This window comes from Umezawaea sp. (assembly GCF_036375055.1).
Classification (GTDB): Bacteria; Actinomycetota; Actinomycetes; order Mycobacteriales; family Pseudonocardiaceae; genus Umezawaea.
Genome location: NZ_DASUSQ010000169.1, coordinates 26037 through 39486 on the forward strand (window position 1 = coordinate 26037; position 13450 = coordinate 39486).

A 13450-nucleotide genomic window follows, 5' to 3' on the forward strand; every position below is an offset into this window, starting at 1 on the left:
CCATGTCCGCGACCGGGGTGGGGGGACACACTCGGCACCGCCCCACCCGAAGGCCTACCCAGCCGGAGAGGACCGCGCAGATGATCCTGCCGACCGCCGCCGCACCCCCGCTCCCACGGGCGCACGCCGTCCCGCCGGTGCCGCGTCCCGAGACCGCGGGCGTGGTGGCGACGTGAGCGGCCTCGGTGCGCTGGACTTCCCCGAGGACCAGGTCCGCGCTCGGGCGCGGGACGGAGCCGCGTGCGCGTTCCCGCCGGTCGAGCAGTACGGGCGCAGGCTGTTCGGCGCGTCGGTGGGCCGGTGCGTCGACGAGCTGGACACGATGCGGCTGGTGCCGCCGGTGTTCATGCCGCAGCGGCTGGAGAAGCTGATCGACCTGGACCGGGAGCCGGTGCACGGCGACGTCGACCTGACCACGATCATCGGCGGCCTCCAGTCGACCATGCCGGTCTACCTGTCGGCCTTCGGGTCCGCCGAGGTCGGCGGCACCGACCTCGGTCGGGCCGCGAGCAGGCAGGCCGGGGCGCTCGGCATCCCGGTCGTGCTCGGCGGGGACACCGACGGGCGCGGCGGGGTGGGCGGGTCGACGCTGGAGCGGATCCGCGCCTACACCGGCACCGTTCCCGACGGCTGGGGCGGCGTCGTGGTCCAGCAGGGGACCGCGGGCACCGAGGTGTGGGACCAGGTGTACCGCGACCCCGCCGTCCGGCCGCTGCTGGAGGACGGGCGGCTCGCGTTCGAGCTGAAGGTGGGCCAGGGAGCCGGACCCGGCCTCGGCGGGATGGCCGTGCTGGACGCCGACCGGGCCGCGCGCATCGCCGACGCGTTCGCGATCGACCCCCTGTTCGGCAACCGGGTGCTGCGCTCCGAGAGCCCCGGCACGTTCACCGAGGAGATCCTGCACAGGCAGGTGCGGCTCCTGTGCGACACCTTCCCGCTCGCCCGGATCTGGGTGAAGCTGCCGCCCGCGCGGGACATCGGTTCGGCCGTGCGGGTCGCGTGGCGGGCGGGCGCCGACGCGGTCACCGTGGACGGCGCCGAGAGCGGCACCGGCTGGGCGCCGTCGGGGTTCCTGGACCACGTCGGCCTCCCGCTGGCCGAGTGCCTGCGCCGGATCGGCGAGCCGGAGGGCTGCCTGCTGGTCGCCGGTCGCATGTGGGAGGGCAGCCGGGCCGCCAAGGCCGTCGCGCTGGGCGCCCGCGCCGTCGGGCTCGGCCGGGCCGCGCTGATCGCCGTGGACGAGGACCCCGAGGTGGGGTTGGCGCGGTTGGCGGAGTGCCTCGCGCTGGAGCTGCGGCTGCTGATCAGTTCGGTGGGGAAGTACGCGCCGTGGGCGCTGGACCGCGACGACGTGTGGACGCGGCCGTCGCCCGAGCAGATCCTGCTGCCGGAACAGGAGGTGCGGTCGTGATCGGGGGACGTGAGGTGTGGGCCGAGGTGGAGCCGTTCATGCTGCTCGGGCGCACGGGAGCCGTGCCGCGCGAGGTGCGGGCCGCTCCCCGGCCCGCCGTGCCGTTCGCCGCCGCCGCGGCCGCGCTGGCCGTTCCGGTGACCGGCAAGCCGGTGCTGGAACTCGTCGAGGGCGACGGCGGGGTCGGCGGGGCGCGGTCGTCCGCCGAGCTGGTGCTGGTGGTCCGGGTGGAGGAACAGGCCTGAGGGGACGCGGGCCGTGCGGTGCGGTCCGTCGCGGGAACCAGCCGTTCGAGGGGTGGCAGCCGGGGGTTCGGTGGGCACACTGAGCGTGTTCGCCCGACTACACCCCTGCGTGGTCGGGCCTGCACGAGAGGTGCTTGCCTTGCGACCCAGAACCCTGCTCACGGCCGTGCTGGTCGCGGCCGCCCTGGTCGTCCCGACAACCGCCGCGGCCGCTCCCGACCGCGTCCCCTACGTCTGGCGGGTGCCGGTCACGTCCACCGCCCAGATGCACCAGCTCGACCAAGCCGGATTCGACGTGACCGAGCGCGACTCCGACGCCGTCCTCGTGGTCGGGGACGCGGCGGAGGCCCAGCGCCTGCGCCGCGCCGGATTCCGACCCACCCGCTTCGACACGGTGTACAAGCCGGTGGAGGCGGGCGCGGCCGACGTCGGCACGGCGTCGTTCTACGGCGGGTACAAGACCGCCGCCGAACAGGAGGCCCACCTGGACGCCGTGGTCGCGGCCCACCCGGACCTGGCCACCCAGTTCGACATCGGTGACTCCTGGCGCAAGACCCGCGGGTTGAGCACCGGGCACGACATCAAGGCCATCTGCCTGACGAAGAAGCAGGCCGGTGACTGCGCCCGGACGCCCAACTCGACCAAGCCGCGGTTCACGATCGTCGCGCAGATCCACGCCCGCGAGTTGTCCACCGGGGAGCTGGCCTACCGGTGGATCGACTTCCTGGTGGACGGCTACGGGACGGACGCCGACGCGACGTCCATCCTGGACACCACCGAGGTGTGGGTGGTGCCGGTCGCCAACCCGGACGGCGTCGACCTGGTGGCGGCCGGTGGCAACAGTCCCCGGTTGCAGCGGAAGAACGCCAACAACCTGCGCGGGTGCAGCGGAACGTCGATCGGTGTCGACCTGAACCGGAACTCGTCGTTCAAGTGGGGCGGGGACTCGAACTCGCCCTGCACGGAGACCTACCAGGGTGCTTCGGCGAAGTCCGAGCCCGAGACGCAGGCCCTGGAGAACCTGTTCACGTCCATCTACCCGGACCAGCGGGGGACGTCGGACACGGCGCCCGCCCCCGTCACGGCTCGGGGGACGATGATCACGCTGCACAGCTACGGGAACGACATCATCATCCCGTGGGGGTGGACGTCCGCCACGGCCCCCAACGACGCGCAGATGCGGGCGTTCGGGAAGAAGATGGCTGCTTACAACGGTTATCTCGTGGGGACCAACGAGGAGACCGTCGGGTACGACACCAGTGGGACCACCGATGACTTCACCTACGGGGTGTTGGGGGTCGCCAGCGTGACGTTCGAGGTCGGGGCCTCCAGCGGGACCTGCGGTGGGTTCTTCCCGGCCTACTCCTGCGTCAGCAGTACGTTCTGGCCCAAGAACAAGGGGGCGTTCGTGGTGGCGGCCAAGGCCGCTGCCGCTCCTTATCGGAGTTGAGGTGGTGGGTGGGCCGGGCGTCCTGGTGGGCGTCCGGTCCGCCTGGTTCGGTCCTGCTTGGAACGGGTGGGTGCCGGTTGCGTCGGGTTGACTGGGCTGCTGGTCCCAGCGGGTGGCCGATGTGACTCGGGGACCCCTCGATGTGCCCCTGTGATCGGGCTCAAGGGCAGGTGGTGACCACCTGTCCGATCTACCGGGGTGAGGGGCAAGTCCCCCGAGTGACATCGGCCTTGGTTTCGGGAAGGCTGTGGCCTCCTGTTGGCTGGTCTGGTGTGTTTTTTGTTGTTGTGGCTTAGCATGTCCTGTTTATGCAGGTCGTTACTACCCGTGTTCGTGCCGGGTATGCGATGGGGTCGTTCGTCACCGGTGCTTTTGGCACTGTGCCCGGCTTGCTCCTGTTGCCCTATCTGACTGACGGTCTTGCTGTGCCTGCTGCTGCTGCCGGGCTTGTGGTGTTGTTGCCCAAGGCCTGGGATGTCCTGTTCAACCCCGTTGCCGGGCGTATCAGTGATCGCGCTGGGGTTCGGCGGCCCTTCTTGTTGGTGGGCGGGCTTGGGGTCGCGGTCTTGTTCGCCGCGTTGTTCGCTGGTGGGTCCGCTGTGTATGTCGCGGTGGTTTTTTTGCTGTGCGCCACCGCTTACGCGTTTTTTCAGGTGCCGTACGTCGCCATGTTGGCGGAGATCACCGAGGACTACGACGAGCGCACCCGGTTGATGGGGTGGCGGATGGCCGTGCTGGCGCTGGCGATCCTGGTGAGCGGGGCCGGTGCGCCTGCTGTGCGGGATGCGACCGGTTATCCGGTGATGGGTGTCGCTGTCGGGGTGCTGATCGTCGTCGGGACGCTGGTGACGTACTTCGGCACGGCTGGTGCCTCTGGGGTGCGGCGGGTTCCGGTTGCCGCTTCGCCTCGTGAGCTGTGGGCTGTTGTCCGGGGTAGCCGGCCCTTTCGGTTGTTGCTGACCGTTTTCGTGGTGCAGGCGGTCGGGCTGGGGACGATGTTGGCCGGGGTCGACTACTTCGCTCGGCTCGTCCTCGGGGATTCTCGGTACCAGACGTTGTTGTTCGTCGGTTTCGTCGGGCCCGCGCTGGTGGTGATGCCGTTGTGGCAGCGGGTGGGGCGGAGGTACGGGAAGCGGGTCGGGTTGGTGCTCGCCTCCGTGCTCTTCGCCGGTGCGGTGGCGGTGCTGGGGGCTTCGCTGGTGCTGCCCGCCGGTGTGGTCGTCGCGGTGATGGCGTTCGTGGGGATCGGTTATGCCGGGATGCAGGTGTTCCCGATGGCGATGTTGCCCGACGTGATCACGGCGTCGGAGAAGGCCTGCGGGTCCACGCGGGCAGGGTTGTTCTCCGGGGTGTGGACCGCGGGGGAGACGTTCGGGTTGGCGTTGGGGCCCGGTGTGTACGGGGTGGTGCTCGCCGCTGGTGGTTACGCCGCCAGTTCTGGCGGTGCTGTTGTGCAGTCGTCCGGTGCCGTGTTGGCTGCGTTGATCGGGTTCACGGTCGTCCCGGCCGTGCTGGCGTTGGCGGCGTTGCCGCTGCTGAGGGGTGAGGAGTCCGCGTGAGCGACTGGGTGCTGGACGAGCTGCGGGCGTTGCGGCGCGGGGACCTGCCCACCCACGGCGGGCGGACGTTGGCCTACGTCTACGACAGCGCGGTGCCCGGACTGGACGCGTTGGCGGCCGAGGCGCACGCGCTGGCGTCGTCGGTCAACGGGCTGGACCCCACCGCGTTCCCCAGCCTGCTGCGGCTGGAGAACGACGTCGTGGCGATGGCGTCCTCGTTGCTCGGCGGCTCCGCGGGCACGGTGGGCACGGTGACGTCCGGCGGCACCGAGTCGTGCCTGCTCGCCGTGGTGGCCGCTCGCGACTCGCGGCCCGAGGTGCGGAACCCGACCATGGTGGTCCCGGAGACGGTGCACGCCGCGTTCCGGAAGGCCGCCCACTACTTCGGGGTGCGGTTGGTCGCGGTGCCGGTGGACCCGGTGACCTTCCGGGCCGATCCCGTCGGCATGGCCGCGGCGATCTCGGCGGACACCGTGCTGGTGGTGGCGAGCGCGCCGTCCTACGCGCACGGGGTGGTGGACCCGGTGGTGGAGATCGCCGCCGCTGCCGCCGCGGCGGGGGTGCGGTGCCACGTGGACGCGTGCATCGGCGGCTGGGTGCTGCCGTACTTCGCCCGGCTGGGGGTCGAGGTGCCGTCGTTCGACTTCTCCGTGCCGGGTGTGACGAGCGTGTCCGTCGACCTGCACAAGTACGCCTACTGCCCCAAGGGCACGTCGGTGCTGCTGCACGCGTCGGCCGACCTGCGGCGCGCGCAGTACTTCGCCAGCGCGGACTGGCCGGGGTACACGATGCTGAACTCCACCACGCAGTCCACGCGCTCCGGTGGGCCGCTGGCCGCGGCGTGGGCGGTGACCCGGCACCTCGGCGACTCCGGGTACCTGGAGCTGGCGCGGAAGGCGTTGGGGGCCACGAAGCTGATCCTCGACGGGATCGCGGGCATCGACGGGCTGCGGGTGCTGGGCGAGCCCGGTTCGACGTTGATCGCGGTGGCCGCCGATCGGGCCGACCTCGACCTGTTCACGGTGGCCGACGAGATGCGGGCGCGGAACTGGTACGTGCAGCCGCAGTTCGCGCACGGGGCGTCGCCCGCGAACCTGCACCTGACCGTCACGGCCGCCAACGCGGGCAGCGAGGCCTCGCTGGTGGCCGACCTCGACGACTCCGTGCGGGCCGCGCTGGAGGCCGGGCCGGTGCCGGTCGCGGAGGAGGTCGTGGCGGCCATCCGCGCGTTGGACCCCGACGCGCTGACGCCGCGGGAGTTCGCCGGGCTGCTGGCCGCCGCCGGGCTCGGCGGGGGTGGGGCCGGGGTGCTGCCGGAGCGGATGGCTCCCGTCAACGCCCTGCTCGCCGCGGCCGGTCCGCGGTTGCGGGAACGGCTGCTGGTCGAGTTCCTCGGGGTCCTCTACTCCTGACGGAACGGGCGGGGCGGCCGTGGCCGCCCCGCCGGGCACTCACCGCTGCTGGGCGCGCACCCACTGCTCCAGCTCGTCGGGCGCGGACGGCAGGGCGCTCGACAGCAGCTGCACGCCGCCCTCGCGGACGACCACGTTGTCCTCGATCCGGACGCCGATGCCGCGCAGCTCCGGCGGCACGGTCAGGTCGTTCGGGTGGAAGTACAGGCCGGGCTCGACGGCGAGCGCCATGCCGACCTCCAGCGGGCCGTCGTGGTAGGCCTCGGCGCGCGAGTTGGCGCAGTCGTGGACGTCCAGCCCGAGGAAGTGGCCGACGCCGCAGACGATGTAGCGGCGGTGCTGCTGGCCGTCGACCGCCAGCGCCTCGTCGACCGACACCGGCAGCAGGCCCCAGTCGTCCAGGCCCTCGGCCAGCACGCGCATCGCGGCGCGGTGGAACGCGCGGTAGTCGTTGCCCGGCCGCACGGCGGCCAGCGCGTCGGCCTGGGCGCGCGCCACGAGGTCGTACACCTGGCGCTGGGCCGCGCTGTACTCGCCGGAGATCGGCAGCGTGCGGGTGATGTCGGCGGTGTAGAGCGTGTCGACCTCGACGCCCGCGTCCAGCAGCAGCACGGCGTCCTCCGGCACGACACCGTTGTTGCGCACCCAGTGCAGCACGGGCGCGTGCGGTCCGGCCGCGACGATCGAGGCGTAGCCGGGGCCGTTGCCGCTGGTCCTGGCCCTGCGGTCGAACGTGCCCTCCAGCCAGCGCTCACCGCCGCCCTTCACGGCCGTCGGCAGCTCGGCCGCGACCTCGGCGAAGCCGAGCACGGTGGCGTCGACGGCCTTCTGGAGCTGGCCGACCTCCCAGTCGTCCTTGATCCGCCGCAGCTCGGACAGCGTCCAGCGCAGCTCGGCGCTGTTCCCGCCGTTCGCGAGCGCGTCCAGCAGCGGGTCCGTGCCGTGGGCGGAGAACACCTCGGGCAGCCTGCCGCGCAGCGCCGCGGCGAGCTGGTCGATCGGGCGGCAGCGCAGACCGAGGGCCTCCGACCACTCGGTCAGGCCGGGGACCGGGCCGACCCACAGCTCGCCGTCGCGGGCGCTGGCGAAGAAGTCCGGTTCGTCCGGTCCTGCGGGCTCGTGCAGGAACAGCTCGGCGTCGCCGTCGCACAGCACCAGCACGGCGCCCTCGGCCGAGCAGCCGGTGAGCCAGGAGAAGTCGCTGTCCGGGCGGAAGCCGTAGTCGGTGTCGTTGGCGCGGACGGGCGCCCAGCCGGACGCGACGGCGATCCGCCGTCCCGGCAGGGCGGCGGCGAGCCGGGCCCGGTGGTCGGCGGCGGCACGGGCGGCGCCCGCGGTGAGCTGGACGGCGCGGTCGGTGTCGCCCCAGCCCTGGCGCACGTTCTCGCGGAAACCGGTGGCGTCGACGAGCCTGCTCGGGTCACGACGGGCGGGTCGGGTCATGCGATCCCCTCAGTACGGTGGTTCGGTGGCACGACTGTGCCATCCGCCCTGGCCCGGCCGCATCCCGGCTCACGCCGGAGCGGGGCCCGACGTGCCGTTCGCCACGTCGCCGCGACGGGGAACGCCCCGAACCCCTGGTGGGGTTCGGGGCGTTCCCGCCGTGCGTCCGGCCGGACAGGGGGAGGCCGGTCGACCGGTCAGAACACGAGGTTCCAGGAGTTGACGTAGCCCGTGTCGGCCGCGGCGACGTCCTGGACGCGCAGCTTCCACGTGCCGTTCGCGACCTCGCTGGAGGCGTTGACGGTGTAGGTGGTCGTCACGTTGTCCGCGGAGTCGTTGGCCGACCCCTTCAGCCGGTAGGCGGTGCCGTCCGGCGCGACCAGGTCGATCACGAGGTCGCCCCGGTAGGTGTGCCTGATGTCCACGCCGACCTTCAGCGCGGTGGGCGCGTTGCCCGTGCGGCCGGAGACGGTGATCGACGAGGTGACCGCGCCGCCGTTGTCCGGGATCTGCACGTCGGCCGTGTTCTCGAACGTCCCGCCGACCGGCGGCGTGGTGCCGCCACCGGCCGCCGCCACGGTCTTCGCGGCGTCGGCCAGGCCCGCGCCGCAGCCGCCCGTGCAGGTGCCCGCGAGCGGGCGGGCGTTGTTCTTGATCAGCGTCTCGACCTGGGCGGGCGTGAGGGCGCTGTTCTTCGCGAGCACGAGCGCGGCCAGACCGGCGATGTGCGGCGCGGCCATGCTGGTGCCCTGGTACGGCGTGTAGGTCTCGCCGCCCGGCGTCGTGGTGCCGGTGTTCAGCGTGGACAGGATGCCGTTCTGCGGCGTGGAGACGGTGCCGCGGCGGGTCTCGCCGCCGGGTGCGGCGATGTCGACCTTGGAGCCGTGGTTGGAGTAGTACGACCGGTTGCCCTCGCGGCTGCTCGCGGCGACGGCCACGACGTTGTTGCAGCTCGCCGGGGTGAACCCGGAGATGTCGGCGTTGGAGTTGCCCGCCGCGACCACCACGGTCGTACCCCGCCCGACGGCCGTGTTGATCGCGTTCTGGTAGGTGGCCGAGCACGCCGACTGGCCGCCGAGGCTCATGTTGATGACCTTGGCCGGGGTCGCGTTGGCCGGCACGCCGGAGACGGTGCCGCCGGACGCCCAGACGATGGCGTCGGCGATGTCGGAGGTGCTGCCGCCGCACTGCGCGAGCACGCGGATCGGCTGGATCTTCGCGTCGTACGCGATGCCCGCGACACCCTTGCCGTTGTTGGTGGACGCGGCGATGGTGCCAGCGACGTGCGTGCCGTGCCAGCTGGAGTTCTGGTCGGCGGGCGGGACGGGCTGGCCGAGCGAGTCGGTGCCGCAGTCGCCCCTCCTCATCCAGTCGCCGTTGTCCGACGCGTCGGAGTCACGGCCGCCGCCGTCGCGCGCCCGAGCGGCGTCGGACACGAAGTCGTAGCCCGCCACGGTCTTGCCCGCGAGGTCGGAGTGCGCCACGTAGCCGGTGTCGATGACCGCGACGGTCACGCCGCTGCCGGTCGAGGTGCCCCACGCGGACGGCACGTTCATGCCCGCGGTGGCCTCGTAGAGGTCCCACTGCTTGGCGTACTCGGTGTCGTTGGGGTCCGCCATCGGCTGCATCAGCAGGTCGGGCTCGACGTAGGCGACGTCCGGGTCGGCCCGGAACTCCTCGATGGTCCTGGCGGCGTCGCCCGCGGTGGTCGTGCCACCCAGGTCCACGACCGCCGCACCGGTGGCCAGCCGCCGGTTCAGCTTGAGCGAGCGGCCTGCCCTGTCGCCCTTGGTCCTCGCGTCCTCGGCTGCCGCCGCGTCCGACCGGGCCTCGGTCGCCGACGACCTGTAGCCGACGATCAGGCGCTCGTAGGGCCGGGCGTTCCCGGTGGGGACGGGCTGGGCCAGCGGGTCCGCGCCGGGCTGGGCCGCGGGGGCCGCGAACGCCGTCGCGGTGATGCCACCGAGCAGCGTCACCGTGACGGCAGCGCACGTGGCGGTGCGTCGCAATCCATTCACAGCGGTGTTCCTTCCCACTACAGGGACCCCGCTTGCCGCCGAGGGATCAGGGTTTCTGAAGCGGCTGCGGAGTTGAGCTGGAAGGTAGGCAGGGCTGTGGTGCCCGGCACAGGGTCTGAGCAGGCTGGTTCCCGTCAGTTGCGTATTCCCGCCACCCCTTTTGCGATGTTCGGACCAGTTCATTGGTTCTTTTGGCTCAATGGGTGACAATGCGCTGGTGTTCGAACACCTGGGCGTCACGCCGGATCAATCGCGGGTCTACGAGCTGTTGATCAGGGTGGGCACGTGCACCGCCGCGGAGATCGCCGCCGAACTGCCGGGCGTGGCCGCCGAGCCGGTCGTGGCGTCGCTCGGCGAACTCGGCCTCGTGCAGCGCCGCTCCGGTGACCCGGCGGTGTGGCAGGCCGTCGCGCCGGACCTGGCCGTGGAGATGCTGATCGCCGCGCGCGAGGACGGGCACCGGCGGGCGCGGGCCGAGGCGCTGCCGCTGATGGAGCTGTACCTGAAGGGCCGCGACGAGCAGCACCAGGACGACAGCGGGATGGTCGAGGTCGTGACCGGGGTCAGCTCGGTGCGCGACCTGTGGGAGACGCTGCTCGCCGGGGCGCGCTCGGAGGTGTGCGTGCTGGACCAGCCGCCGTACGTGTCGCCGCCGGAGGACCACGTGGCGCTGGAGGTCGACACGCGCGCCAGGCACGTGCAGTGGCGGGTGATCTACGACCGGTCCAGCATCGAGCTGCCCGGTCGGCTCGCGGAGATCGTGCACCTCATCGCGGCGGGCGAGCGGGCCCGCGTCACGCCCACGCTGCCGTTCAAGCTGGGGCTGGTCGACGCGCGGGTCGCGGTGCTGCCGGTGGGGACGAACGGGATCGTGGACAAGGTGCTGCTGATCAGGCCGTCCGCGCTGCTGGACGTGCTGATCTCGACGTTCGAGCTGTACTGGGACCGGGGGATCCCGTTCACGCCCAACTCGGCCAGGAGCGGGGCGGCCGACGAGGTGGCCGACCCGCAGCTGCTGGCCCTGCTGGCCGCGGGGCTGACCGACGAGAGCATCGCGCGGCAGTTGGGCCTCGGCCCGCGGACCGTGCAGCGGCGCGTTCGGCAGCTCATGGACCGCTCCGGGGCGCAGACCCGGTTCCAGGCCGGGGTCCAGGCGATGAGGCGCGGGTGGCTCTGATCCCGGTCGCCGGACAGGCAAGCCTTCACAGGCTGTGCAGCACGTCGTCGGGGACGGTGGAACTGGCGGCTTCCTCGCACAGGCGGGCCACCACGCCGTCGTGCTGGTCGAGCACCCGCTCGGCACCGCGATCTGGTGGTCGGTCACCACCTCGCCGCCCGCGGTCGCGACCTCGCTGCTCTCCGCTCGGCTGAGCCCCGCGAACACGATGATCGTCTTGCCTTCCGGCAGGTCCGGCGTGGTGACCGCGGGCCAGAGCGCGAGCTCGGCCGGAGGAGGTCGGCCCGTCAGGGTGGCTTCCGCGCGGACCATGAGCCCGTGGCCGCTGGAGGGCCCCTTGGTCAGCTCGGGGTGGCCGGTCACGAGGACCCGCGCCACGAACGGGGAACGAGCCGCGTCCGCGCGGATGGTCTCGGCGGTCGGCGGCAGGCAGTCCTGCGGTGGGGACTGGCCGCATCCAGTCCCCACCGAGCACGGCGCCACCACCAGGACGGGCAGTGCCGCCGGTGCAGACCGTTTGATCATGTGCGAATGGCCCAGAACGGGCCGTCCTCACTTCCGGTGGTGTCCCACACCGGATGGTTCCTCCGGTCGGTGGTGTGGTGGCTCAGCAAAGGCCGGCCATTCGCTCCACGACCGGTGACCATCGTCGTGTGGTCCGGGATGTCCGGCGGGTCGCCGTACGCGTTGAAATCCATTGGGAATACATCGGAAATCGGCAGGTCGCTCAAGTAGGGCAGGAAGGTGACCCGGTTGCCGTAGTTGTTCTCGTCGATGTTCCAGTTCCGCGCGCCACCCCAGGTATATGTTCTTCGGGGTGAGCAGTCGTTGCGGCGGTAGTACCAGGCGGCGTGGTCGTCGTGGTTGAAGACCGCGTCGATCAGGCTTTCACTGCCTGCTTCCGCGTAACGGCCGTTCCGGAGAACCCATGACATGAAGGTCGTGCAACCATTCGTGTCGCGGACGTGGGGAACCGCGTTGTCCCTCGCGTAGTGGACGGCGACGTCCACCATGTACTTCCTTCCCGCCGTCGGCAGGCGGCCTCGCCTCGACCCGCTCGCCCGACAGTTCGGCCTCGTCCCGGCCGTCAGCGCGGGCAGGTCGCGCTGGATCCCTGGTGGATCGTCGAGGTCCGATCGACGATCGCCGCACGGCGCTGTTCGGCGGACTCGCCCTCGGCGGAGGCGATGCGGGCATCGCTGACCACGCTGTCCTGGTCGAGCGGCGTGATGTCGGAGATGGCCCACCGACAGTCCGCCCACTCGTAGGAGACCGGTGGTGCGAGGTGGACGAGGTGCCTTCCTCCGTACCCGCCACCGGGTGACCGCTGACCTCCTCGACCTCGGCGGTCCTCGACGTCCCGCTGCCCTGGGCCGATTCGTCGCGCACCGACGTGGTGACGGTGTCGAACTCGGCCCCGGCCGCCCCGCGGGCGAACCGGCGGTCCTCGCTCAGCGACATCCGAGTGGCCACCTTGCCCCTGGCGGGCGCTGTGACCGCCGGGTTCAGTCCAGCGGTGACCTCGGTTCTGGCGTCGTCCGGGAGGACCGCCGCGTTCTCCAGCGTCAGCAGGTCCTCGGCCAGGTCGGCGGTCGACGGTTCCGGCGGAGCCGCCAGCGCCGTGCCCGGCAGCACCACCGCGGACACGCACAACATCGTCGCCAGCACCGAAATGGATCTTCGCGACCGGCGTCCAATTCGTCTTTCGAGCAATGCGGAATACCCCCTCGGATATCCCTGTTCACCGCGAATCGCGAAGGGCTGAGGTCGGGTCGACCACAAGGGTCCGACTGGGAAACTCCCCCCTGGCAGAGTCGAACTGCACCCCCTGGCCCTCGGTGCGAACCGAGCGTTCCGCGGGTGCGGCGCCAAGGGGGTGCGCGGCCTTCGGTGAATGAGTCGATCGCTGTTCTCGGACGTCGAACCGTGGTGGTCGACCGCTTGGTGAAGCGAATGTTTTGTCGAGTTCTTCGCGGTGGCCGATCGTCCATTCCTCGACGTGGCCGACTGCTATCGCGAGTCCCTCGGACGGGCATTCCGCACTCCACGGTCGGGTGCGTCGGTGGTTTCCGAACACCCGCCGACGTTCGCTGATCCGACGACACGCCGCATGTCACTCGATGGTGGTCACCCGCATGACACGCGGGCTCGGATTCAGTCACAGTGACGATCTCATGTCCGTCACCCTGGAGTTCACCGACGGGGTCGCGCTGATCCTCGTCGAGCACTCTTCGGCGGGACCGACCGGCGCCGACCTGGCCGCAGTGCGATCGGCGCTCGACGCCGCGTCGGACGCGGTCGCGGTCGTGCTGCACGGCGGCGACCGCTCGTTCTTCTCCGGTGTCGACCTCCGGATGGTGGCCCGTACCGCTCCGGCCGAGGTCAGGGCCCACGCGGAGGGCTTGAGGGCGTTGTGCGCGCAGGTCGCGCGGATGGCGGTCCCGGTGGTCGCCGCGATCGGCGGTGACGCCGTCGGCGGCGGCTGCGCGCTGGCGATGGCGTGCGACGCGCGGGTCCTCGTGGACGGCGGCAGCCTGGGCAGCGTGACGTCCGCGCAGGCCGACCGGGCGGTGCTGATCGGCCGCCGGGTGCCCGCGGCGGAAGCGCTGCGCGCCGGACTGGTCGACCTGGTCGTACCGCCTTGCGCGCTGCTTGCGTCAGCGCGGGAACTGGCCGTCAGCCACGCCGCACACGCGCCACGCAAACGAGCGCAAGAGTACGCAAAAGTCCGTTAA

The 13450-nt window shown here is 71.7% G+C and carries 10 protein-coding genes; 7 read left to right on the plus strand and 3 right to left on the minus strand.

The window, feature by feature from the left end:
• The first annotated feature begins 172 nt into the window (after window positions 1–172).
• The 5 genes from VFZ92_RS39725 (at window position 173) to VFZ92_RS39745 (ending at window position 6077) form a co-directional block, all read left to right on the plus strand.
• Window positions 173–1411, plus strand: coding sequence for a glutamate synthase-related protein (locus VFZ92_RS39725; protein WP_330882842.1), 1239 nt, complete (start codon window positions 173–175; stop codon window positions 1409–1411).
• Window positions 1408–1656 (plus strand): hypothetical protein, encoded by a 249-nt coding sequence (locus tag VFZ92_RS39730; protein ID WP_330882844.1) that lies wholly within the window; start codon window positions 1408–1410, stop codon window positions 1654–1656. The genes VFZ92_RS39725 and VFZ92_RS39730 overlap by 4 nt, the downstream gene beginning before the upstream one ends.
• 130 nt (window positions 1657–1786) lie before the next feature.
• The gene (locus VFZ92_RS39735) at window positions 1787–3106 is read left to right on the plus strand and encodes a M14 family zinc carboxypeptidase (RefSeq protein ID WP_414720113.1); all 1320 of its coding nucleotides are present in this window, start codon (window positions 1787–1789) and stop codon (window positions 3104–3106) included.
• Between the two features lie 308 nt (window positions 3107–3414).
• Window positions 3415–4665: an MFS transporter gene (locus VFZ92_RS39740; RefSeq protein WP_330882848.1), complete on the plus strand. Its 1251-nt coding sequence runs from the start codon at window positions 3415–3417 to the stop codon at window positions 4663–4665.
• The gene (locus tag VFZ92_RS39745) at window positions 4662–6077 is read left to right on the plus strand and encodes a pyridoxal phosphate-dependent decarboxylase family protein (protein ID WP_330882850.1); all 1416 of its coding nucleotides are present in this window, start codon (window positions 4662–4664) and stop codon (window positions 6075–6077) included. The genes VFZ92_RS39740 and VFZ92_RS39745 overlap by 4 nt, the downstream gene beginning before the upstream one ends.
• 39 nt (window positions 6078–6116) lie before the next feature.
• Here VFZ92_RS39745 and VFZ92_RS39750 read toward each other — a convergent pair whose 3' ends face one another.
• Window positions 6117–7520, minus strand: a complete 1404-nt coding sequence (locus VFZ92_RS39750; protein WP_330882852.1) for an aminopeptidase P family protein — start codon at window positions 7518–7520, stop codon at window positions 6117–6119.
• 197 nt (window positions 7521–7717) lie between these two features.
• Complete coding sequence (locus VFZ92_RS39755) at window positions 7718–9538, minus strand: S8 family serine peptidase (protein WP_330882854.1); 1821 nt, start codon at window positions 9536–9538, stop codon at window positions 7718–7720.
• A gap of 217 nt (window positions 9539–9755) precedes the next feature.
• Between VFZ92_RS39755 and VFZ92_RS39760 the strand changes: the two genes are divergently transcribed.
• Window positions 9756–10715: a LuxR C-terminal-related transcriptional regulator gene (locus tag VFZ92_RS39760; protein ID WP_330882856.1), complete on the plus strand. Its 960-nt coding sequence runs from the start codon at window positions 9756–9758 to the stop codon at window positions 10713–10715.
• A gap of 521 nt (window positions 10716–11236) precedes the next feature.
• Here VFZ92_RS39760 and VFZ92_RS39765 read toward each other — a convergent pair.
• The gene (locus VFZ92_RS39765; protein WP_330882858.1) at window positions 11237–11725 is read right to left on the minus strand and encodes an amidase domain-containing protein; all 489 of its coding nucleotides are present in this window, start codon (window positions 11723–11725) and stop codon (window positions 11237–11239) included.
• Between the two features lie 1164 nt (window positions 11726–12889).
• On the opposite strand from VFZ92_RS39765, the gene VFZ92_RS39770 reads away from it, so the two are divergent.
• Complete coding sequence (locus tag VFZ92_RS39770; protein WP_330882860.1) at window positions 12890–13450, plus strand: enoyl-CoA hydratase/isomerase family protein; 561 nt, start codon at window positions 12890–12892, stop codon at window positions 13448–13450.

Bases quoted from the DNA above. Each gene is read 5' to 3' on its own strand.
- VFZ92_RS39740 (WP_330882848.1), top strand. From the start codon at position 3,415: ATGCAGGTCGTTACTACCCGTGTTCGTGCCGGGTATGCGATGGGGTCG.
- VFZ92_RS39750 (WP_330882852.1), bottom strand. From the start codon at position 7,520: ATGACCCGACCCGCCCGTCGTGACCCGAGCAGGCTCGTCGACGCCACC.
- VFZ92_RS39770 (WP_330882860.1), top strand. From the start codon at position 12,890: ATGTCCGTCACCCTGGAGTTCACCGACGGGGTCGCGCTGATCCTCGTC.